21 protein-coding genes and 1 tRNA gene are annotated in these 21,766 nt (G+C 65.2%); 13 read left to right on the forward strand and 9 right to left on the reverse strand.

The genetic code is table 11. The features are described 5' to 3' along the window. Nucleotides 1-41: 41 nt before the first annotated feature. From msrA to D2V07_RS16165, 5 genes are all read left to right on the forward strand, one after another. Complete coding sequence (gene msrA / locus D2V07_RS16145) at nucleotides 42-719, forward strand: peptide-methionine (S)-S-oxide reductase MsrA (RefSeq protein WP_119587940.1); 678 nt, start codon at nucleotides 42-44, stop codon at nucleotides 717-719. A 66-nt stretch (nucleotides 720-785) separates the two neighbouring features. Further along, nucleotides 786-1,250, forward strand: a complete 465-nt coding sequence (locus D2V07_RS16150) for a Fur family transcriptional regulator (RefSeq protein WP_119587941.1) — start codon at nucleotides 786-788, stop codon at nucleotides 1,248-1,250. A gap of 78 nt (nucleotides 1,251-1,328) precedes the next feature. After that, the gene (dxs, locus tag D2V07_RS16155; protein ID WP_119587942.1) at nucleotides 1,329-3,278 is read left to right on the forward strand and encodes a 1-deoxy-D-xylulose-5-phosphate synthase; all 1,950 of its coding nucleotides are present in this window, start codon (nucleotides 1,329-1,331) and stop codon (nucleotides 3,276-3,278) included. 40 nt (nucleotides 3,279-3,318) lie between these two features. Continuing rightward, the gene (locus D2V07_RS16160; RefSeq protein ID WP_158586866.1) at nucleotides 3,319-4,104 is read left to right on the forward strand and encodes an alpha/beta hydrolase; all 786 of its coding nucleotides are present in this window, start codon (nucleotides 3,319-3,321) and stop codon (nucleotides 4,102-4,104) included. Then, complete coding sequence (locus tag D2V07_RS16165) at nucleotides 4,101-5,021, forward strand: ADP-ribosylglycohydrolase family protein (RefSeq protein WP_199698820.1); 921 nt, start codon at nucleotides 4,101-4,103, stop codon at nucleotides 5,019-5,021. Before D2V07_RS16160 ends, D2V07_RS16165 begins: the two co-directional genes overlap by 4 nt. Here the strand turns inward: D2V07_RS16165 and D2V07_RS16170 are convergent. The 4 genes from D2V07_RS16170 to D2V07_RS16185 all read right to left on the reverse strand — a co-directional run bounded on the left by D2V07_RS16170 (nucleotide 5,018) and on the right by D2V07_RS16185 (nucleotide 10,214). Next, nucleotides 5,018-5,695 (reverse strand): NnrU family protein, encoded by a 678-nt coding sequence (locus tag D2V07_RS16170; protein ID WP_119587945.1) that lies wholly within the window; start codon nucleotides 5,693-5,695, stop codon nucleotides 5,018-5,020. The genes D2V07_RS16165 and D2V07_RS16170 overlap by 4 nt on opposite strands. 116 nt (nucleotides 5,696-5,811) lie before the next feature. Continuing rightward, complete coding sequence (locus D2V07_RS16175) at nucleotides 5,812-7,179, reverse strand: amidohydrolase family protein (protein ID WP_119587946.1); 1,368 nt, start codon at nucleotides 7,177-7,179, stop codon at nucleotides 5,812-5,814. Continuing rightward, complete coding sequence (locus D2V07_RS16180; protein WP_119587947.1) at nucleotides 7,176-8,570, reverse strand: amidohydrolase; 1,395 nt, start codon at nucleotides 8,568-8,570, stop codon at nucleotides 7,176-7,178. The genes D2V07_RS16175 and D2V07_RS16180 overlap by 4 nt, the downstream gene beginning before the upstream one ends. Before the next feature lie 6 nt (nucleotides 8,571-8,576). Then, nucleotides 8,577-10,214 (reverse strand): peptide MFS transporter, encoded by a 1,638-nt coding sequence (locus tag D2V07_RS16185; RefSeq protein WP_119587948.1) that lies wholly within the window; start codon nucleotides 10,212-10,214, stop codon nucleotides 8,577-8,579. Nucleotides 10,215-10,389: 175 nt separating this feature from the next. Here D2V07_RS16185 and D2V07_RS16190 point away from each other — a divergent pair, with 175 nt between their 5' ends. Together D2V07_RS16190 and D2V07_RS16195 are read left to right on the forward strand one after the other, a co-directional pair. Next, entirely contained in the window at nucleotides 10,390-10,728 is a 339-nt protein-coding gene (locus D2V07_RS16190) for a GntR family transcriptional regulator (RefSeq protein ID WP_119587949.1), read from the forward strand. Nucleotides 10,729-10,887: 159 nt separating this feature from the next. Beyond that, nucleotides 10,888-11,172, forward strand: coding sequence for an integration host factor subunit beta (locus tag D2V07_RS16195; protein ID WP_119587950.1), 285 nt, complete (start codon nucleotides 10,888-10,890; stop codon nucleotides 11,170-11,172). Nucleotides 11,173-11,273: 101 nt separating this feature from the next. On the opposite strand, the gene D2V07_RS16200 is transcribed toward D2V07_RS16195, so the two are convergent. Beyond that, nucleotides 11,274-11,675 carry a hypothetical protein gene (locus D2V07_RS16200; RefSeq protein WP_119587951.1) on the reverse strand — a complete coding sequence of 134 codons (402 nt, stop codon included), beginning with the start codon at nucleotides 11,673-11,675 and terminating at the stop codon, nucleotides 11,274-11,276. 160 nt (nucleotides 11,676-11,835) lie between these two features. Here D2V07_RS16200 and D2V07_RS16205 point away from each other — a divergent pair. The 5 genes from D2V07_RS16205 (at nucleotide 11,836) to D2V07_RS16225 (ending at nucleotide 16,577) form a co-directional block, all read left to right on the forward strand. Then, nucleotides 11,836-11,921, forward strand: a tRNA-Leu gene (locus D2V07_RS16205). A gap of 184 nt (nucleotides 11,922-12,105) precedes the next feature. Continuing rightward, the gene (locus D2V07_RS16210) at nucleotides 12,106-12,735 is read left to right on the forward strand and encodes a PilZ domain-containing protein (protein WP_119587952.1); all 630 of its coding nucleotides are present in this window, start codon (nucleotides 12,106-12,108) and stop codon (nucleotides 12,733-12,735) included. 79 nt (nucleotides 12,736-12,814) lie between these two features. Next, nucleotides 12,815-14,419, forward strand: a complete 1,605-nt coding sequence (locus D2V07_RS16215) for an NAD(P)/FAD-dependent oxidoreductase (RefSeq protein ID WP_119587953.1) — start codon at nucleotides 12,815-12,817, stop codon at nucleotides 14,417-14,419. Nucleotides 14,420-14,422: 3 nt separating this feature from the next. Further along, nucleotides 14,423-14,824, forward strand: a complete 402-nt coding sequence (locus D2V07_RS16220; protein ID WP_119587954.1) for a GtrA family protein — start codon at nucleotides 14,423-14,425, stop codon at nucleotides 14,822-14,824. A 10-nt stretch (nucleotides 14,825-14,834) separates the two neighbouring features. Beyond that, nucleotides 14,835-16,577, forward strand: a complete 1,743-nt coding sequence (locus tag D2V07_RS16225) for a hypothetical protein (protein WP_119587955.1) — start codon at nucleotides 14,835-14,837, stop codon at nucleotides 16,575-16,577. Between the two features lie 8 nt (nucleotides 16,578-16,585). Here the strand turns inward: D2V07_RS16225 and msrB are convergent, their stop codons facing one another. From msrB to D2V07_RS16240, 3 genes are read right to left on the reverse strand one after another with little or no spacing between them, the layout of a single operon-like run. Next, the gene (gene msrB / locus D2V07_RS16230) at nucleotides 16,586-17,086 is read right to left on the reverse strand and encodes a peptide-methionine (R)-S-oxide reductase MsrB (RefSeq protein ID WP_119587956.1); all 501 of its coding nucleotides are present in this window, start codon (nucleotides 17,084-17,086) and stop codon (nucleotides 16,586-16,588) included. An 11-nt stretch (nucleotides 17,087-17,097) separates the two neighbouring features. Beyond that, nucleotides 17,098-18,366 carry an ABC transporter permease gene (locus D2V07_RS16235; RefSeq protein WP_119587957.1) on the reverse strand — a complete coding sequence of 423 codons (1,269 nt, stop codon included), beginning with the start codon at nucleotides 18,364-18,366 and terminating at the stop codon, nucleotides 17,098-17,100. Then, nucleotides 18,363-19,343, reverse strand: coding sequence for an ABC transporter ATP-binding protein (locus D2V07_RS16240; RefSeq protein ID WP_119587958.1), 981 nt, complete (start codon nucleotides 19,341-19,343; stop codon nucleotides 18,363-18,365). Before D2V07_RS16240 ends, D2V07_RS16235 begins: the two co-directional genes overlap by 4 nt. Nucleotides 19,344-19,388: 45 nt before the next feature. On the opposite strand from D2V07_RS16240, the gene queG reads away from it, so the two are divergent. Then, a complete protein-coding gene (gene queG, locus D2V07_RS16245; protein WP_119587959.1) occupies nucleotides 19,389-20,462 on the forward strand; it encodes a tRNA epoxyqueuosine(34) reductase QueG in 1,074 nt (357 codons plus the stop codon). Between the two features lie 25 nt (nucleotides 20,463-20,487). On the opposite strand, the gene D2V07_RS16250 is transcribed toward queG, so the two are convergent. Then, a complete protein-coding gene (locus D2V07_RS16250; RefSeq protein WP_119587960.1) occupies nucleotides 20,488-21,711 on the reverse strand; it encodes an NAD(P)/FAD-dependent oxidoreductase in 1,224 nt (407 codons plus the stop codon). Nucleotides 21,712-21,766: the final 55 nt, after the last annotated feature.

Here is a 21,766-nt window from a genome sequence, read left to right on the forward strand (position 1 = left end):
GTAGTGCTCGCAGCGACCATTCTGCCCGGTGTCGGGGGCATATGATGCAATTCAAACCTGTCCTTGCTGCTGCGGCGCTGGGCCTTTCGGCCTGCGCGTTGCCGGGGGCCGCACATGCCGAAGAGGTGTTCGACGCGCCTGTGGCTGCACGACGGGCCAATGAAAGCGGCTTGCAGACCGCGATCTTCGCAGGCGGCTGTTTCTGGGGCATCGAGGGCATTTTCAGCCACACCCGCGGCGTGACAAGTGCCGTTGCAGGCTATCACGGCGGCAGCGCTGGCACTGCGACTTACAGCCGCGTATCGTCCGGCACCACCAACCATGCCGAGGCCGTGCGGGTCACCTACGATCCCAGCGTCATCCGGTACGACCAGTTGCTGCAAATCCTGTTTTCCGTCGGTGCCGACCCGACCCTGCACAACCGCCAGGGCCCCGATCGCGGTCCGCAATATCGCGCGGCTATCGTGCCGACCACAGCCCACCAGCGCGCCGTGGCGCAGGCTTATGTTGCGCAGATGGGCCGCTCGGGCGTGTGGGACAGGCCTATGGCCGTCGAGGTGGAGCGTTACCGCGAATTCTACGAGGCCGAAGCCTACCACCAGGACTTCATGCAGAAAAACCCCGGCCACCGGTACATCGTGCGCTGGGATGCTCCCAAGGTGGATGCGCTGCAGGCGAAATTCCCGCAGTTCTACCGCGCGCGTTTCCGCACCGGTTGATCTGCTCGGTGTGATGCTGGCCGTGCGTTCATTGCCGTTCCCGGCTGGCGCGACTATGTAGGGTGCATGGCTACGCAACATAAGCATCACGAACATTCGGGCGACAAGCTCGTCGCCGAAGCGGGCAAGGTCCTTGCCGACGCGGGCGAGCAGTGGACCACCATGCGCGAGGACGTGTTCCGCGCGCTGGCGGACCAGCAGCGCCCGGCCAGCGCCTACGACATCGCCGAGGAAGTGGGCAACCGCCGCGGTAAGCGGGTGGCGGCCAACAGTGTCTACCGCATCCTGGACCTGTTCGTGCGCACCAACCTTGCCAACCGGATCGAGAGCGCGAACGCCTATCTCGCCAACGCCCATCCCGGCTGTCGGCACGACTGCATCTTCCTGATCTGCGACGATTGCGGGCAGGCCGAACATTTTGACGACGACACCCTGACCAGCGCCCTGCGCGAAGCGGGAAGGGCGCATGGCTATTCCGACGTGCGCCCGGTGGTGGAACTGCGCGGCCTGTGCAGCGACTGCGCCGGGTAAGGTCCCGGATGATTATACGGCCTATTTTGCGTATCTTCGTTCATCGACAGGCCGTTCTTGTCAGGGTAGGGAGGGTTGATGACGAAGCGACCTGATACGCCCTTGCTCGACACTGTCGACACGCCGACCGACCTGCGCAAGCTCAAGCCGGAACAACTGCGCCAGCTTTCCGACGAACTGCGCACCGAAATGATCGATGCCGTCGGCTCTACTGGCGGGCACCTCGGGTCCGGCCTCGGCGTGGTCGAACTGACCGTGGCGATCCATTACGTCTTCAACACGCCGGAGGACCGACTGATCTGGGACGTGGGCCACCAGGCCTATCCGCACAAGATTATTACCGGACGGCGCGACCGTATCCGCACCCTTCGCCAACGCGGCGGCCTGTCCGGTTTCACCAAGCGGAGCGAGAGCGAATACGATCCCTTCGGCGCGGCGCACTCCTCCACCTCCATTTCCGCCGGGCTGGGCTTTGCCGTTGCCAACAAGCTGAACGACAAGCCGGGCAAGGCCATCGCCGTGATCGGCGACGGCGCGATGAGCGCTGGCATGGCCTACGAGGCGATGAACAATGCCGAACAGGCGGGCAACCGCCTGATCGTGATCCTCAACGACAACGATATGTCGATCGCACCGCCGGTGGGCGGCCTTTCGGCCTATCTTGCGCGCATGGTGTCGAGCAGCGAATACCTCGGCCTGCGCTCGCTTGCGTCCAAGGTCGCCAACAAGATCGGCCGCCGCGTGCACAGCTCGCTGCACAAGGCGGAGGAATATACCCGCGGCATGGTGACCGGCGGGACCCTGTTCGAGGAACTGGGCTTCTACTACGTCGGCCCCATCGACGGTCACAATCTCGACCACCTGATCCCGGTGCTGGAAAACGTGCGCGACAGCGAGCAGGGCCCGATCCTGGTTCACGTCGTCACCACCAAGGGCAAGGGCTACGCCCCGGCGGAAGACAGCGCCGACAAGTACCACGGCGTGCCCAAGTTCGACGTGGTGACGGGGGAAAAGGCCAAGTCCAAGGCCGGTCCGCCCGCCTACCAGAACGTGTTCGGGGAAACGCTGGCGAAGCTGGCGGAGACCGACAAGCGCATCTGCGCCATCACCGCCGCCATGCCGAGCGGCACCGGCGTAGACAGGTTCGCCAAGGCGCACCCGGACCGCGCCTTCGACGTCGGCATTGCAGAACAGCACGGCGTCACCTTCGCCGCCGGCCTTGCAGCACAGGGCATGCGTCCATTCGCGGCGATCTATTCCACCTTCCTGCAGCGCGCCTATGACCAGGTGGTGCACGACGTGGCGATCCAGAACCTGCCGGTGCGCTTTGCCATCGACAGGGCGGGGCTGGTCGGTGCCGACGGCGCGACCCACGCGGGGTCCTTTGATGTCACCTATCTTGCCAGCCTGCCCAACTTCGTGGTGATGGCCGCGGCGGACGAGGCGGAACTGGTCCACATGACCTATACCGCCGCCGAACATGACGATGGTCCCATCGCCTTCCGCTATCCGCGCGGCAACGGCATCGGCGTGGACATGCCGGAAACGCCGCAGAAGCTGGAAATCGGCAAGGGCCGCGTGGTTCGCGGCGATGCAGAGAAGGGCGGCAAGGTCGCCATCCTCTCGCTCGGCGCGCGGCTGGAAGAAGCGAAGAAAGCGGCCGACCAGCTGGAGGCCAAGGGCCTGACGACCACCGTCGCCGACATGCGCTTTGCCAAGCCCATCGATTCCGAACTGATCCGCAAGCTGGCCGCGTCGCACGACGTTCTCGTCACCGTAGAGGAAGCCTCGATCGGCGGCCTCGGCGCGCACGTGCTGACCATGGCCAGCGACGAGGGGCTGACCGACCCCGATGGCTCCTACGGGGGCCTGAAGATCCGCACGATGCGCCTGCCCGATGTGTTCCTCGACCACGACGACCCGGTAAAGCAGTACGACGAGGCAAAGCTGAACGCTCCGCACATCGTGGATACCGTGCTGAGCGCGCTGCGGCACAACTCGGCGGGCGTGGCGGAAGCGCGGGCATAGCAGCCGCCGCCGGACGGGGCGGATGACAAGGGGGGTGCGAATGTTCGTCTACTTCGCGATTACCCTGACGGTCATCTACGGCGGCCTCGTCTCCATCGTCTATTTCAACCAGCGCCAGATGATCTATCCCGCGCCGCCGGTGCAGCACGGCACGCCCGCGGGTCTGGAGCGAGTCACGCTTACCACGCCCGACCGGCTGGAACTGATCGCCGGTTATCGCCGGGCGCGCGAGGGCAAGCCGACCCTGTTGTTCTTCCACGGCAACGGCGCCAGCTGGCAAAGCTCTGCCCAGGTCACCGCCAAGCTGCTGTCACACGGTTACGGCCTGCTTGCCGCGGAGTATCGCGGCTATGGCGGCAACCCCGGCACCCCATCGGAAGAAGGGCTGTACCAGGATGCGCGCGGCGCCTGGAACTACCTGCGCGGGCAGGGCGTGGAAGGCGAAGACATCGTGCTTGTCGGCAACTCGCTGGGGGCGGCGGTGGCGCTGAACCTTGCTACCGAGGTCAGCGCGCGGGCGCTGGTGCTGGTCTCTCCGTTCAACAACCTTGCCGATACCGCCTCTCGCCGCGCGCGCTGGCTGCCGATGCGGCTGCTGTTGCAGGATCGCTATGCCAGCGACGAGAAGATCGTCGCCATCGGGGAGCCCATCCTGATCCTGCACGGCGAGGAGGATTCGCTGATCGCGCTGGAACAAGCACAGGCGCTGGCATCGGTGCGCGACGATACCGTGATCGAAACCTACCCCGCCTGGGGCCACGACCTGATCGTGCATGAGCCGATCCAGGACCGGATCGCCGCCTTCGTGGATTCGACGCGGGCGTGAGCGAGAGCCCCGCGTTGCGAAACCGTGCGCGCGGCGCCCTGCTGGGCCTGGCCGTGGGAGACGCCGTTGGCACCACGCTGGAATTTGCCCCGCGCGACACCCTGCCAGCCCTTACCGATATGAGCGGCGGCGGCCCGTTCGGACTGAAGCCCGGACAGTGGACCGACGATACCGCAATGGCGCTGGCATTGGCCGACAGCCTGGTAACGTGCGGCAGGCTTAACCCGTGCGACCTTGCCGAGCGGTTCGCATCGTGGATGGAGCATGGCGAATACAGCTGCACCGGGTCCTGCTTCGACATCGGCAACGCCACGCGGGAGGCGCTGCTGCGCTATCGCGAGCATGGGGAGCCGCTGGCCGGCTCCGACGACCCGCGCAGCGCCGGCAACGGATCGTTGATGCGGCTGGCGCCGGTGGCCATCCGGGGCGTACGCACCGGGGAGGGGCCGATGGCTGTCGCGGCGCGAACGCAAAGCCGGGTGACCCACGCAGCACGGGCCTGTCTGGATGCCTGCGAGGCATGGGCAACGGCCGTTCGAGCAGCAATTCTCGGCGCATCGTTCGAAGGTGCCTGCACCGCTGTAAGCCGTATCGACGCGGACGACCCGGCCGTCGCCGCGATCCTGCAAGGTCACTGGCGCGGCAAGATCCGGGATCAGATCGCCAGCAGCGGCTATGTCGTTCATTCGCTGGAAGCCAGCTTCTGGTGCGTCGCACAGGGCGGAAGCTTTGCCGACATGGTGCTGCGCGCCGCGAACCTTGGCGACGATGCCGATACCACCGCAGCGATCACCGGCCAGCTGGCAGGCGCGCTCGCGGGCGAGGAGGGGATACCACAGGCTTGGCTGGATAAACTGGCCTGGCGCGACCGCATCAGCGACCTGGCCGATGCCCTGCTGGACCGGGGCGAGTTCTAGATCCACCGCCAGGCACCGGCAGGAATGCCTGCCAGGTGCAGGTGCGCCCAGGTAACTGCAAGCCACAGGGCGAGCGCGAGCAGCCACAGCAGCCACCCTGCGGATAGCACCCTGCCCCAGCGCGGCCAGTAGCTGGTCTTAGCTTCCCACGTTTTCCACGCCCCGCCCATCAGCGCTTCCTTCTTGCGGTCCTGCAGGTGTGCACCGACCAGCGCCAGCACGAGGATGGCGAGCGCGACCACGTTGGTCCGCCAGGACCACCACAAGACAATATGCGACACCGCCCAGAGCGCGAAGCCCCACATCATCGGGTGACGGGTAACGGCAAAGACGCCCGTGGGTTCGCGCGTGCTGGCGATTGTCTCTGCCCTCGGCGCGGGCAAGGCAGGATTGGCACGAAACGAGCCCAGCAGCAGCACCAGCGCGACAACCGTCAGGGCGCTGGCGACGATCCAGCCGATCACGCCGCTGCCGCCCAGATAGCCTGCGGGTGCGGTCCCGAAGGCCGCGTTCATCCAGTAGAGGCAGGCCAGGGCCACGATGGAATAGAGCGCCATGAAGCCGGTCGCGCCCAGCAGTTTGACCAGCGGTGCGCGCAGTGGGTGCGACAGGGCGAAATGGCTGCCGACAAAGGCCGTGCTGGCCGCGATCAGCGCTGCAAGCGATTCGTCCATGCAAGCCCTCCCCTTTTTCGCGACAAAGGTATCACACGGCCTATCGTGGCGGGAAGCGCGGATGCGAAAAGGGCGGAGCCATGCGGCCCCGCCCTCTCCCCCCTCTCAGGACGGCGTCACCGTTCGTAGGCGCGCGGGCGTTCGCTTTCGTCCAGCGTACGATAGCGATCGCGCAGCCGCGTCTGGTGATTGGTGAGCGGTTGCTCAACGCCGTCCACGAAAACCCTGACAGGTGCAGAACTGGTTTCCAGCGGGTCTCCGTCCCAGACAACCAGGTCCCCGTGCGCCCCGGCGCTCAGCACGCCGACACGCCCGCCAAGCCCGGCAACTTCGGCGGCAACGGAGGTAATGGTGGCAAGCGCCTCGCCCCAGGTCAGGCCGGTGGCTCCGGGAACGCGGTTCAGCGCGACCATGTTGCCCGCCTGCTGGGGCAGGTTGCGCGGATGGTCGCCGCTGGAATCGTATCCGCCAATGGCCACCCGGACGCCGGCATCGACCATGCGCCCGACATTGCTTTGCGTGGCGGCCAGTTGCTCGAACGAAACGGGCAGATCGCGCAAAGCAGCGGTGATCACCGGAACACCGGCCGCGGCAATCTGCTCCGCCACCATCCAGCCTTCGGCAGCGCCCACCAGCACCATGTCGAGCGCGGGGAATTCCTCGCGCAGGGCAAGGGCGGTCAGGATGTCACTGGCGCGTTCCACCTTGACGTAGAGCTTCTGCTCGCCGCGCACGACAGGCACCAGAGCGGCGGCATCGAAGCGCGTCAGCAGCACGTCGCCCTGACGGTCGACATTGTTGGGCCTGCGCGAATCGAGGCCCGGGAATTCCGGCTGGCCAGCGTCGCGGCTGCCGCTCCTGCTCTGGGCGTCCTGCTCGTAGGAGCCAGCCTCATGCAGGGCGTTGCGCAGCAGCGTGTGCACCGCCGTGCGGCTGCCCCCGGCGAGGCGCGCACCGCGTTCTCCGAATTCAACCACCTGGAACGCGCGCGGATGGCGCACGGCATCGAAATCGGCACCCAGGTCCACGATCGCGCCCTGACCGCCGAAGATCGATGCGCCCGCTTCCGGCATCACGCTGGCACGGGTGACACCGCCCGCACGGCTGTAGCCGAAATCCTGCGCCATCGGGTTGATGACGGGGGCCACGTCCAGTGCCGCGCTGAAAGGCGAATCGTCGGCGTCGACATCGTTGCTTTCCGACACCGCGTCGACGTCCACGAGGCCGAGGTTGGTGACCGAGGCGAACAGGCCGGGCGTGACCCAGGTGCCGCTGCCGTCGAGGACGGTGACACCGGCAGGCACGGCCACGCCGGTTCCCGCAGCCACGACGCGGCCGTTCTGCACGACGACGGTGGCGTTCTCTATCGGTTCACTACCATCGCCAAGTGCGACCGTGGCACCCGTGATGGCGACATTCTGCGCCAGCGCGGGCGAAGCGGTCAGCGCGGCGGCAGAGGCGGCAAGAGTGAGGAGGCGCTTCATTTCACATCTCCTTCACCCGGCTGGCCCAGCTCGAAATCGCTGACAGGCCGCATGCGCGGATCGTTCATGTCGTACATCACCGCGCCATCGATCCAGACCATCTCGGGCCGCGAATAGATGCTGAGCGGGTCGCCGTTCCACAGCACCACGTCCGCCATCTTGCCCGCCTCCAGGCTGCCGGTCATGTCGGCAATGCCCATGGCGCGGGCAGCATTGAGGGTAATCCAGCTGATCACGTCGGCATCGGCGATTTCGATACCCATGCGACGGCCGTCGGCCTGCGCCTTGGCGGCTTCCTGGTTCAGGCGCTGGATGCCGTTCTCGTCGTCCGAGTGGATTACCACGCAGGCGCCCTGGTTGTGGATCAGCGCGGCGTTTTCCGGAATGGCGTCGTAGGCTTCCATCTTGAAGCCGTACCAGTCGGCCCAGACCGCGCTGCATACGTCGTTGTCGCGCAGCATGTCGGCGATCTTGTAGCTTTCCACCGCGTGGTGGAACGCAGTGACCTGGTAGCCGAATTCGTCGGCCATGCTCATCACCAGCGCCATTTCATCGGCACGGTAGCAGTGGTTCTGGATCAGGATGTCGCCGTTCAGCACGCCGGCAAGGGTTTCCATGGCCAGATCACGGTCCGGATTTTCCTCGGCTGCATATTCCTGCGCCGCAATCCAGGTTTCGCGGTTAACGGCGAAATTGCCCATGCGGGTGGAGGGCATGCGGCCGCGGCCACCATAGACACGCTTGGGATTTTCCCCGCAGGCCATCTTCATCGAATAGGGAGCGCCGGGGAACTTCATGCCCTGCACGGTGCGGCTGGGCACGTTCTTCAGCGTGACCGAGCGACCGCCCATCAGGTTGGCCGAGCCGGGCAGGATCTGCAGGCTGGTGATCCCGCCGTTGGCCAGCGCGCGGCTGAAACCGGGGTCCTGCGGCCAGACCGAATGCTCGGCCCAGACCTCTGGTGTGGTGGGGTCCGTCGCTTCGTTGCCGTCGCTGTGCGCCTGCACCGATGGGGTAGGATAGTCGCCCAGGTGCGAGTGGATGTCGATGATGCCCGGCGTCACGAAACGGCCCGTGCCGTCCACGCGGGTATATCCGGCGGGGATGGCAAGGTCCGCTCCGCCAATGCCGACCACTTCGCCGTCGGCGAACAGCACCACGCCATTTTCGATCATGCCGCCTGCGCCATCGTAGATCGTGGCGCCGACGATGGCCGTCGGCACGCCCGGATAACGCTCGTAAGTGGAGGCATAGGGCTCGTCCCCCGCGGCAGCCGAAGCGGCCACGGCGGGACGATCATTGCCCGATGCCGCGGTGCAACCCGCAAGAGCGAGCGCTGCGGCGGTGAGGAGCAGGACGGATGGACCGCCCTTTTTCAAGTAACGACCCATTCTCGCTTATCCCTTCGGCCTGGTAGAGGGGTGAATGCCAGCTTCCTGCTGCTCCAGCCCGGCACCGGACTGGCCTTCCAGGTCATCACCCACGTCATCGTCGCCCAGCGTGTCGAGGTGCATCAGCTTCTTCACCCAGCGGGCGATGATGATGACCACGATGCCCACGCCGATCGCGACCCAGCCGATCTGTTCGTAGATGGCCATCGTGCCCTCGCGGGTCATTTCGCCATCCTCGCCGCCGGTGGCAGCGCCGATCATGCCGGCCACGAAGTTGCCGCCCGCCGTGGCGAAGAACCACGCGCCCATGATGAGCGATGCGAGGTGACGCGGGGCCAGCCGGTTCATGGCCGAGAGGCCGACCGGGCTGAGGCACAGCTCACCCGTGGTGTGGAACAGGTAGATGCCGAACAGGAAGATCACCGGGATCAGTTCGTTCGCGCCGACCGTTGCCGCGCCCCACACGAGGACGAGGAAGCCGAAGCCCAGCTGGACAAGGCCGAGACCGAACTTCGCCGGGGTGGAAGGCTCCAGCCCGCGGCGGCCCAGCCAGGTCCACAGGCCCGCGAAAACGGGGGCCAGCAGGATGATGTAGATGGGGTTGATCGACTGGAAGATAGGCGCAGGCACGCCGCCCAGATCGATGAACCTGTCGGTGAAAAGGTTGAGCGAGCCACCCGCCTGTTCGAACAGGCCCCAGAACAGCGGCTGCAGCGCGATCAGGAACAGGATGGCGAACATGCGTTCACGCGGGTGCTTGTCGAGCTTGAAAGCTTCGAACAGCACATAGCCCAGCAGCGCCACGCCGCAGACCAGCATGAGCCCGCCGACGACGGACTGGTACTGGATGAGCAGCCACATGATCGCCACGCCAACGGCGCCCACGGCATACATGGTCCATTCGGTACCCTTTGCGAGCGGACGGGGCGGTTCGCCCTGGCCCAGCAACAGGGGCTTGCCGAGGATGAAGACAACCAGGCCGAGCAGCATGCCGATGCCGGCGGCGCCGAAGCCATAGGCCCAGCCGATGGTGGTGCCCAGGTAGCCCGCGATGATCGTACCGATCGCCGCGCCGACGTTAATGCCCATGTAGAAGATGGTGTAGGCACCGTCGCGGCGCACGTCGGTACGCGGGTAAAGCTGGCCCACGATCACCGAGATGTTGGCCTTCAGGAAGCCCGAACCCACGATGATGAAGCTGAGCGCGAGCCAGAAGATGTTGATCGTCGCATCGTCCTGCCCGCCGGTCCCTTCGAACGCCATGAAGAAGTGGCCCAGGGTAAGCAGCACGGCGCCGAACAGCACCGCCTTGCGCTGACCCAGGTAACGGTCGGCCAGCCAGCCGCCCAATACCGGCGTGATATACACGAGGCTGACATAGGCGCCGTAGATGATGTTGGAGGCGCTGTCGTTGAACAGCCAGTGCTGCGTCAGGTAGAAGATCAGCAGCGCGCGCATGCCGTAGTAGGAGAACCGCTCCCACATTTCGGCGAAGAACAGGATGTAGAGGCCCTTTGGATGGCCGCCGACTTCGGGCTGCTTGCGCGTGACAGCCCAGGCGCCTGCCAGCAGGAACAGCGCCAGCACAACGGAAGCGATCGCGACAATCCAGTCGCCCTCGTTCCAGGAGGCCAAATCTTTCATTATGTCTTCCCCGAGATGTTTATTCTTTCACCCCGCGCTCCACCGGCGCGAAAGAAGGCACCCTAGCGATTGTTTTTTGCATGTGAAGCCAAGTTGCGCCTGAAACTGAATTTTGTTTGGCCAATACCGGGCCTTTGCTTGACCTGACCCGCTGTATTATGGCAGTGTGGCACCTATGGTCGATACCCGTCCCGTCTATCTCCGCCTGCGCGAGCAGATCGCCGCGGCCATCATCGATGGCAGTTACGCGGAAGGGGAAATGCTGCCGTCCGTGCGCGCCTTCGCGGCGGAGCAGGGCGCCAACCCCCTCACCGTGGCGAAAGCCTACCAGCAATTCCAGGCAGACGGCCTGATCCGCGTGCAGCGCGGCGTTGGCATGTTCGTGCGCGAGGGCGCTGCAGACCACCTGCGCCAGGCGGAGCGAGCGGCGTTCCTGCAGGAAGAATGGCCGGAAATTCGCACCCGTATCGAGCGCCTTGGCCTGACACCGGCGGAATTGCTCGATCATGCCTAGGCATTCCAGTTAATCTGCCATTATCAACAAATGTCTATCATGATTGCGCTGGAGCGAAGGTTCTGGCACTTTGGAATGAATACGCGGCGCCTCGGGTCGGGCGCATGGATGAACGAAGCTGCAAGACGGTGCGGCTAGTGCCTTCAAGGGGGGATACACATGATCAGGTCCGAACTTCTCCAAGCCCTCTCGGCTGACAACCCCGACCTGCGGCCCGAGGAGGTCGAGCAGGTCGTCGATATCTTCTTCGAGGAGATTTCCCAGCGCCTTGCCGAAGGCGGCCGGGTGGAGCTGCGCGGTTTCGGTACTTTCTCCACGCGCGAACGCGATTCCCGTACCGGGCGAAACCCGCGCACCGGCGAAACGGTGGAAGTGCCTGCCAAGCGGGTGCCTTATTTCAAGCCGGGCAAGGAAATGCGCGAGCGCCTAAATCCCGACGGGTAGTCGCCGGTTTCCCACGACGATGAAGCAGCAGGGGCGCGGACTTTTCGAAGTCTGCGCCCCTGCTGCTTCATGCTTTTGATCGCCAGGTCAATTTCGTCAGGTCAGATGCGCCAGGCGACGAAATTGGCCGCGTAGCTGCGATTGCCTGCTACGGCGGTGCAGGCGATGGTGGAGAGGCGATCGTCAGCCTCGTAAAGCTGGCATAGTCCGCGCGCCTCTTCCGGCCCGCGTCCGCGCAGCACGATGGCATCCACCGTCAGCCGGTCACCGTCCCAATGGCCGCGAAACTGCATCTGCTGGCCCGTACCGCGGGTGACGAAGGCCACGCCGCCTTCGGCCACAATGGCGCGATTGCATATGGCGAGCACCGTGCCCGTCTCTGCCGCCCGTTCGCGCACGGCATCGGGATAGGTGCAGCGACCGTCGAAAGTGTCGGGGGGCTGGGCGTCGGCCACGAACTGCGCGGCCAGCAGGAGAGCGAGGTGCAGCATGCATTCGGACATGCTCCCGATTCGCGATGCGCGCAACAGCGGTAACCATGATTCCAAGTGCCTGCGCCGCCACCGAAATTCGCGGCATCTGCGCTTGGTCCGGACATTAATCCACCCGCGCGAGCGCTAGGCCATTGCAGCGGGCGGGTGCGGATTATAGGCAGCGCGGGTAGCGGGCGTGGCGGAATGGTAGACGCCGGGGACTTAAAATCCCCTGTCCTTTGAGACGTGCGGGTTCGAGTCCCGCCGCCCGCACCACCCTCAACCTGACATCCCCCGTGCCGGCGGACGCATTGGCGGTCACACAGGTAACCTGCCTGGTAACCATCAATTACAGGGAAATACGCATGGAAGGCCGATACTTTTGGAAGGGATGAGACAATAGGATCGCGGCTCGTCAGCAAGGGTAGCCAGCCGGCCAACCTGGAGACATGGGGATCATATGGGCAACGCCTTACACGTCGACGAGACGCAGCCTTCCGCGCGCCTCGCCTCGCCTACCGACATCGAACAGCGCGACGCGCCGCGCTACACGCTGCTGATCCGCGCAGCCAAGCTCGTCTGCGAGGCTGGCGAGTACCTGTGCGTGATCCGCGACGTTTCCGAGAGCGGGATCAGCGTGCGTACCTTCCACCGGTTGCCTGAAGCGCAAGGCATGGTGGTGGAACTGCAGAACGGTGACCGGCACGAACTGGAAGCTATCTGGCAGGAGGAAGACCGCGCAGGGTTTCGCTTCGCTCAGCCGGTCGATACGGCCCGTATCATCGCCAGCCCCAGCCGGTTCGCCAAGCGCCCCATTCGCCTGAACCTGCATTCGCAGGCGCAGGTGCGGACGCTGGACGGGCGCTGCGTCGACGTGGAAATTGTCGACCTGTCGCAGCAGGGGGCCAAGATCACCTGCCCCTGCCGGTTCGCGCTGGACGAGCGGGTGAAGATTTCCGCCCCGGGGCTGCCGGAAACCAATGCCAAGGTGCGCTGGCGCAAGGATGGCGGATGCGGGCTGATCTTCGAGGATACCTACCAGTACGGCGACCTCGCGCGCATCGCGGCGCGGCTTCAGCGCCCTGACTGAGGTGGGGGCAGTCGGCGCGTTAACCGGCTCATAACCATTTTCCTTCACTCCCGGTCAGGATCAACAACCGGGGGCATTCATGCATATTTCCAGCGACGGTACTGCGGGCAGCAAGGCGGGGGAAATCCAGGTCGATGTGGCCATCATCGGTGCCGGGCCTGCGGGTCTTACCGCCGGCTACCTGCTGACGAAGCAGGGCAAGACCGTCGCCATTATCGAGAAGGACGCCACCTACGTCGGCGGCATCAGCCGCACGGTGGAGCACGAAGGCTATCGTTTCGACATCGGCGGTCATCGCTTCTTCTCGAAGAGCCAGCAGGTAGTCGACCTGTGGAACGAGATCCTGCCCGACGATTTCATCCAGCGCCCGCGCATGAGCCGCATCTATTACGAGGGCAAGTTCTACAGCTATCCCTTGCGCGCGTTCGAGGCGCTGTGGAACCTGGGCGTGTGGCGCAGTGCCATGTGCATGCTCAGCTATGCCAAGGCGAAGGTCTTTCCGCAGCGTGAAATTCGCAGTTTCGAGGACTGGACCAGCAACCAGTTCGGCAAGAAGCTCTATTCCATATTCTTCAAGACCTACACCGAGAAGGTGTGGGGCATGCCGTGTAACGAAATGAGCGCCGACTGGGCGGCCCAGCGCATCAAGGGCCTTTCCCTGTGGGGCGCGGTGATCGACGGGCTGAAGCGGTCGCTGGGCCTCAACAAGCTGAACGACGGCAGCGGCACGCAGGCCAAGACCTTGCTGGAAACCTTCCGCTATCCGCGCCTTGGCCCCGGCATGATGTGGGAAGCCGCGCGCGACAAGATCCTCGCCACCGGCAAGGGCCGCGTGCTGATGGGCCACTCGCTCAAGCTCCTGGCTCCCGACACACGGGGCGGCTGGCGCATGACGGCCGAAAGCGAGCAGGGCGAAGTGGTGATCCGGGCGAAGGACGCGATCAGCAGCGCGCCCATGCGCCAGCTGGCCGCGCGCATGCACCCGCTGCCAGAGACGACGCTGAACGCCAGCAACCTCAAATACCGCGACTTCCTGACCGTGGCCCTGATGATCCGCAGCGAGGACCTGTTCCCCGACAACTGGATCTACATCCACGATTCCAAGGTGAAGGTAGGCCGGGTGCAGAACTTCCGCAGCTGGTCGCCCGAAATGGTGCCGGACAAGGACGTGGCCTGCGTGGGTCTGGAATACTTCTGTTTCGAGGGTGACGGGCTGTGGTCGATGGATGACGACGATCTCGTCGAACTGGCCAAGAAGGAAATGGATATCCTCGGCCTCGTCAGCCCCGACAAGGTGATCGGCGGCGCGGTGGTGCGGCAGGAGAAAGCCTATCCCGTTTATGACGAGGATTACGCGGCCAATGTCGATGCCATGCGCACCGAACTGGAAGCGAAGTATCCTTCGCTCCACCTCGTCGGTCGCAACGGCATGCACCGCTACAACAACCAGGACCATGCCATGATGACGGCCATGCTGACGGTGGAGAACATCCTCGCCGGTGAGCGGCTGTACGATACCTGGTGCGTGAACGAGGACGCCGAGTATCACGAGGCAGGCGACGAGGGCGCCGAGAAGGCGCTGCCAGACAGCCGCAAGCCCGTGACCGAGGACCAGGCGGCGGCGCTGGCATCCGTGCGCGATGTGCCGGGGCGTGTTCCCTCGCGGGACCGGAAGGCGGCATAGGCCATGCCCGCCGTGTTCATGCGGATGATCGACACGCGGCTGGTGCGCTACCTGCTCGCCAGCATCGGCGCGCTTGCGGTGGACGTGGGCACGTTCCTTGCCCTGCTTTCGCTTGGCGTCTGGGCGGCGGGTGCCTCTGCCATCGGCTATTGCCTCGGTATCGTGGCGCACTGGCTGCTCAGCAGCCGCGCGGTGTTCATCGGCAACGTGGCCGAAAGGGGCGCGGCCCGCACCCGGCAAAAGGCGCTGTTCGTGATTTCCGCGCTGCTGGGGCTGGGCCTCACCACCGCGATCGTCTGGGCCGGCGATACGAGCGGCATCGATCCGCGCCTTGCCAAGCTGGTGGCGATTGCCGTCAGTTTCACCGCCACCTGGATCCTGCGCAGCCGCGTGGTTTTCCGTTAGAGCGGGACCCATGACGGGTCGGGTTCTCGATTGGCATGCCTTCGTGCGCACCTGGCATGCGGTGGTGGCCGTATGGCTCGCCTATGCCGCCGTGCGCCTTGCACTTCAGCCGCTGCTGGGTTGGGAACCGGTCGATCCCGATGACTGGGCGCGGCTGTTGCAGGTGCGCGCCTGGCTGGATGGCCAGCCGTTCTGGGATGTCACGCAATATCGCATGAACCCGCCGCAGGGTTTTTCCATGCACTGGTCGCGGCTTGTCGACCTGCCGCTGGCGGCGCTGATGTTGCTGGTGGGCGAGACTGCGGCGATGGCTCTGGTGCCGCTGCTGTGGCTGCTTGCCGCGCTGTTCGCCCTGCGCGCGATCATGGTGCGGCTGGATTTCCCGCCACTGGCCTTCGCTTTCGGCCTCCTCGTCCTGCCGCTGTTCCCGATGCTGCCGGCCACTTTCGCACCCATGCGGATCGACCACCACGCGCCGCAGGCCGTGCTCGCGCTGGTCTGCGTTGCCCTGCTGATCCAGAACAGTCGCTGGAGCGCGATTGCCTGCGGGCTGTGTGCGGCGGCGTGGATGGTGATTTCGCTGGAAGGGCTGCCGCTGGTGGCGGTTCTCGCGGCTCTCTACGGGGTGCGCTACCTGGTCGGAGAGCGTGCCCTGCTGCCGTGGTTCCTTGGCTCGCTCGCCGTTTCGGCGGCGGCGCTGGCCTACGGCACGCGCGGCCCGCTGGTTACGACCTATTGCGACGTGCTGCTGCCCGGCCACCTGCTGACCTTTGCCGCCGCCGCCGTGATCTCTGCCATAATCCCTTTTCTGCCGTGGCAGGACAGGCTGGCGGGACGGGCGATTGCGCTGACGGGTATGGGGCTGGTCTGCCTGCAACTGGCGTTTGCCCTTCTTGGTCCATGCGCCACCAACCCGATGGCGCAGCTCGATCCGGTTCTGCAGGAATGGTGGCACGGGTTCATTGCCGAGGGGCTGCCGATCTGGAAGCAGTCACCTTCCGTTGCGCTGACACTGGTGTGGACCATCGGCATCATCGCACTGGGCTGGTGGCGCGCGCATTGCCGGGGGCTGTTCCACCAGGGCGGTGCCTTGCCCTGCACCCTGCTGTTCCTGTTCGCGATGGCGGCTGGCGGATACTCGCTGCTGGTCATGCGCGAAAGCGTGGTCGCACAACTCTTGGCCATCCCCTTTGCCGCACTGTTGATGGCGAGATACCTGCCGAAAGCGCGCACCATCGCTGCGCCGTTACCGCGTATCGTGGCCACGCTGGCCGCATTGGGTCTCACCACCCCGCTGTTCGCCAGCGCCTTCGCCGCGCCGCTGGATGACCTGGCTCCGCGCGCCGGCATGGCGCCAGACGTTCGCGCGCTGATGGAGGATGGGTCGTGCGACTACAGCCGCCTCGCCGCGCTGGAGCCAGGTCTCGTTGCCGCGCCGTTCGATGCCGGGCTGCGGATTTTGGGCAAGACGGATCACACGATCCTCGCGGCAAGCTACCACCGCAACCAGGCACCGATGGTGGACCTGCTGACAACGTTTACAGGCTCAGTGGAACAGGCGCGTGCCATCCTGTCCCGCCGACAGGTGGACTATGTCGCGATCTGCGGCGCGGCGGGGGATGTGGCGCTCTACCGTTCGGCTGCGCCCGGCAATTTCGCGAACGCGCTGGTTTCGGGAGAGATACCCCGCTGGCTGGTGCTTGACGAACGGGTTAGCCAGGGTGCCTTGCGGGTCTATCGCACGGCGTTCTGAGGGGGCTGTCAGGCCGGGCGGAATTCCAGTGCAACGCCATTGATGCAATGACGATGCCCGGTGGGACGCGGCCCGTCGTTGAAACGGTGGCCAAGGTGGCCCCCGCAATCGGCGCAGTGTTCCTCGGTGCGGGGATAGCCAAGCTTGTAATCGGTGGTGAAGCCCACGGCACCATCGTCGATCGCGCGCCAGAAACTGGGCCAGCCGGTGCCGCTTTCGAACTTGTGCGCGCTGGAGAACAGCCGATTGCCGCAGCCCTGGCAATGGTAGGTGCCGCGCCGCTCCTCGTCATTAAGAGGCGAGGAATAGGCGCGCTCGGTCGCCTCTTCGCGCAACACGCGAAATTCGGCCCGGGTCAGCCGTTCGCGCCACTGGGCTTCGGAATAGGAGACTGGGAAGTTCTGTTGGGCGCGCGCCTCGCTGCCTCCGCAGGCGGCAAGCACCGGGACGGATGCCCCGGCGCCGAGCCATGCGAGGGCGGAGCGGCGGGATAGGGATTTTCGTGTCATGGCACAGGTTATTATGCGGGCGGGGTAGAACGGTTCCTGAACGTGTCTTTCACCAGTTTGCCGAGAGAGCGCGAGGATCTCGCGGCGCGCGGCCCGCTTTTCATCACGCGCTTGCGGAACAGGCTGGCGCCCGCCTTCACGAATACCGCGACGCACAGTCCCTGCCAGGCCAGCGCGACCAGATGCGGCCAAAGCGCCTCGTCGGTGGCCGCACGCGCCACCATGGCAAAGGGCGAGGAGAGGGGGAATGCCATGGCCGTGTACTCGATCCATCCGCCCTGGTCGGTCACTGCAAGGCTGGCGAAGAAGAATACCAGGATCTGGAACATCGTGGCCGGCATCGACAGGGTCTGCACCTCGCGCACCGTGGTCGCCAGCGATCCCACCGCAAGGAAAATAGCCCCCAGCAGCAGGTAACCCATGCCGAAATAGGCGGCGAACAGGGCGAAGAACATCGGCCAGCCGACGCCCGGATTGGCATAGTCCGACAGCGATACCCCGCCCGCGGTCAGCACGGCAAAGCCGGTGGTGCCCCACACCGCGATGCCGACGACCGATATGCCCAGCATGGCGAACAGCTTGCCCAGGAAAACCGCGTCCATCGGGATGGCGGCGGCCAGGATCTCGATGATCTTGTTGCCCTTCTCCTCGACGAGGTTGGACAGCACCATGCTGGCAAGCAGCATGATAAGGAGGAACAGCAGCAACTGGCCCCCCTGCGCGGTGCGCAGCCGTCCGGTATTCTCGGACGCGCCGCTGGTTTCCACCGTGGCGGTGGTGACGGCGGGGTAGGTCTGCGCGCCCGGCTGGCTGGCGTGAGCGGCCACAAGCGCTACCATGCCCTCCCACCGGGTGAGACGGCCCGCCGTCGCAGTGAGCTTCGGCGCTTCGGGCGTGCCGCTGACGATGGCGGCCAGGCTGCCCTCGCGGTTTTCGAGATAGGTTGCTGCGTCGAAATCTTCGCCAGGGGCGAGCCGTTCCAGTTCCACCATGTTGGGCAGGGCAGGCCCGACAAGGTCGCGCACCTCGTCCTGCGCGGCCAGCATGGCATCGACATCGCGCGATTCCATCGCGATGCCGACATCGGCGGATGTCGCCTCGGACTGCACCTGCGCGCCCACGCCGCCTGCCAGCGCCATCACGAACACCGGGAACAGCGGGCCGAGCAGGAAGAAGATGAAGGCGCGGCTCAGCAGGATGGCGGTAAAATCGCGCCGGGCGATTACATAGGCCGCGCGCCACATGGAAAGGCGTCCGCCGTTTCTCACCGAATGGTTCATGCCGGTTTTCCTTCCGCATCGGCAACCATGTCGCGCGCTGCGGCCTCACCGGCGATGGCGACGAAGGCATCGTGCAGGCCGGCGCGTTCGATCGACAGCGAGAGGATGCCTGCCTCGCCTTCGATCAGGGCTTTCAACAGGGGTTCGATACCGCTTTCGGGAAGCGGGAAATGGAAGAAATCGCCGACCTGCCGGGTCTCGGCGGGCAGGGCGGTACGCCACCGGCCCTCGCGCTTGCGGGTTTCCAGCCGCACCTGCGCCGGGATGCGGTCGCGCGCCTCCTCCACACTGCCGGCATAGGGCACCTTGCCGCCCGCGATGATGGCGATGTTCTCGCACAACCGCTCTGCGTGGGCGATCACGTGAGTGGAGAAGATAACCGTCGTGCCCTTGTCGGCAAGACCTCGGATCAGCCCTTCCAGCTTGCCCTGGTTGATCGCGTCGAGACCGCTGAAAGGTTCGTCGAACACCACCAGTTTCGGCTCGTGCACCAGCGTGCCGAGCAACTGGACCGTCTGCGCCATACCTTTCGACAACTGGCGAATCTGCTTGTCCACTGCATGGCCCAGACCGTGCGCTTCCATCAGTTCCTTGCCGCGTTCGCGCCCCACGTCCAGCGGCAGGCCACGCAGCGCGCCCATGAAGCCGATCGCTTCGTAGGCCTTCATCGCGGGGTAGAGGCCGCGCTCTTCGGGAAGGTAGCCGATCAGGCGGGCGACATCCTGCGGGTTTTCCGCGCCCAGCACGCGGCGATAGCCGGCGTCGGGATCGATGATGCCCAGCAGCATGCGCAAGCTGGTTGTCTTGCCCGCGCCATTGGGGCCAAGGATGCCGTAGATCGCGCCTGCGGGCACGGCGATGTCCACGCCGTCCACCGCCAGCGTGCCGTCGAACCGCTTAACGAGGCCGTGCGCCTCGATTGCCAGATTGCGCGAGTTTTCCGTGCTCGCTTGGAATTCACCTGTCGCCATATCCATGCTGTATCAGCTATCGCAAAGGAATGAACGGGATGAACCCGCATAATGGTTAATTGCCGCGATACCATTTCGCTTGAGCAGGCGCTCAAGGCGAAAGCGCGCGAGCTGGGCTTCGCCGCTGTCGGCATCACGCACGCGCAGGACGATCCGCTGCGGGCGGAGCGGCTGCATGCGTGGCTGGGTGCAGGTTGTCACGGCGACATGGCCTGGATGCAGGACCGCGCCGATGTCCGCCAAGGGCCGAAGAGCATGTGGCCCGAAGCGAAAAGCGTGATCGCGCTGGGCATGAGCTACGCTCCCGAAGAGGATCCGCTGGCAGAAGGCGAGGCGAAGATTTCCGTGTACGCGCGGGGGCGCGATTATCACGACGTGGTGAAAAAGGCTCTGAAAGCGCTGGCGCGCTGGCTGGTGGAAGAACGACCCGGAACGCAGCTGAAGGTTTTCGTCGATACTGCGCCGGTGATGGAAAAACCGCTGGGCGAGGCGGCGGGGATCGGCTGGCAGGGCAAGCACACCAACCTCGTCAGCCGCGAACATGGCAGTTGGCTGTTCCTCGGGGCGATCTATACCACGCTTGAGCTTTCACCCGACGTCCCGCACGATGACCGTTGCGGTTCGTGCCGCGCCTGTCAGGATGCCTGCCCGACGAATGCCTTCCCCCAACCGTATCGGTTAGATGCGCGCCGCTGCATCTCCTATCTGACGATAGAGCACAAAGGGCCAATCCCGTACGAGTTCCGCGAGGCCATCGGCAACCGCATCTACGGCTGCGACGATTGCCTGGCGGTCTGTCCGTGGAACAAGTTCGCCGATACGGCTGCGCGCCACATGAAGCTGGCCCCGCGCGAGGACCTGGTCGATCCGCCGCTGGCAGACCTGCTGGCGCTGGATGACGCCGCGTTTCGCGCAAGGTTCTCGGGTTCTCCGATAAAGCGGGTCGGACGCGACCGGTTCGTGCGCAACTGCCTGATCGCCGCCGGGAACAGCGCCGACGCAGCGCTGGTGCCGCAGGTGCAGGCGCTGGCGAAAGACCCCGATCCGGTCGTGGCCGAAGCGGCCCAGTGGGCGCTTTCCCGGTTGGATCGACAGTTTCCGATCGGCTCTTTCGACCGCGTCTAGCGAAAACCCCCTAGCGGAAACGAACCTACAGCATGTCCTTGAGCGGAACTTCGGTATCCATCAGCAGCTCGGGCGATACCGACGCGCGGGCTTTCACCAGCTTGCCGCCACCGACGTAATCCTTCACCGAATTGACCGCGTCGACGGCGATGACCACCCCGTCACGCAGGTAGATCACCGAGAAGCTGCGGTCGGCCGGGTCCCCGCGCAGCACGGTGGTATCGTGATCTAAGTTCAGTCCCGCTGTCTGCAACTTGATATCGTACTGGTTCGACCAGAACCACGGCATGGCATCGTAGGGCTGCGGATCGCCGCAGATCGCCCTGGCTACCGTATTGGCCATGTCGTTGGCGTTCTGCACGCTTTCCAGCCGGATCACCGCGCCATTGGCATAGGGGCTGGCGTGCGCGGCGCAGTCGCCGATTGCATAGACCTTTTCCAGGCTGGTGTGACAGGTATCGGAAACGTCCACTCCGTTGGCGCCGGCTGCGCCCGCAGCAATCAGCGGCCCGACCGACGGCACGATACCGATCCCCGCCACCACCGCATCGCAGGGGATGGTTTCGCCATCGGCCAGCGTTACGCCGGTGACGCGGGTTTCGCCCTCCAGCCGTTCCACCTGGCAGCCGAGGCGCACGTCGACCCCCTGGCGGCGGTGTTCGTCGGCAAAGAAATGGGAGAGATCTTCACCGGCCACGCGCGACAGCAGGCGGTCGAGCGATTCGATCAGCGTCACTTCGCAGCCCAGCTTGCGCAGCACTGCGGCAGCTTCCAGCCCGATGTATCCGCCGCCGATGACAACGAATTTCTTCGCGCCCCCGTCCAGGTCCGCCATCAGTTCGGTCACGTCGCGCCGGTCGCGCACTGCATGGACACCGGCAAGCTGCGCGCCAGGGCAGGACAGGCGGCGGGCATCGCCCCCGCCAGACCAGATCAGCCGTCCGTAACCCACCGTCCCGCCGGAGCTGAGGGTCACTTCCTTCGCCTCGGGCTCGATCTTGGTGACAGCCTCGCCCAGTGTCAGTCCAATGCCCTTGTCGGCCCAGAACTGCTCGGGCCGGATCAGGATACGTTCGAAGGTTTTGTTGCCGGCGAGGTATTCCTTCGACAGCGGGGGGCGCTCATACGGCGGATTGGGATCGCGTCCGATAATCTGGATCGAGCCTTCAAAGCCGTTCTGGCGCAGGGCGATCGCAGCCTGTGCGCCGCCGTGCCCCCCACCGACGATGACAACATCATAATGGTCCATGGGCACGGCGGTTCGCCAATATTGCGCCGCGCGTCAAGCTTGATACCTCTCCATG

It is taken from the genome of Aurantiacibacter zhengii (genome assembly GCF_003584125.1).
Lineage (GTDB): Bacteria > Pseudomonadota > Alphaproteobacteria > Sphingomonadales > Sphingomonadaceae > Alteraurantiacibacter > Alteraurantiacibacter zhengii.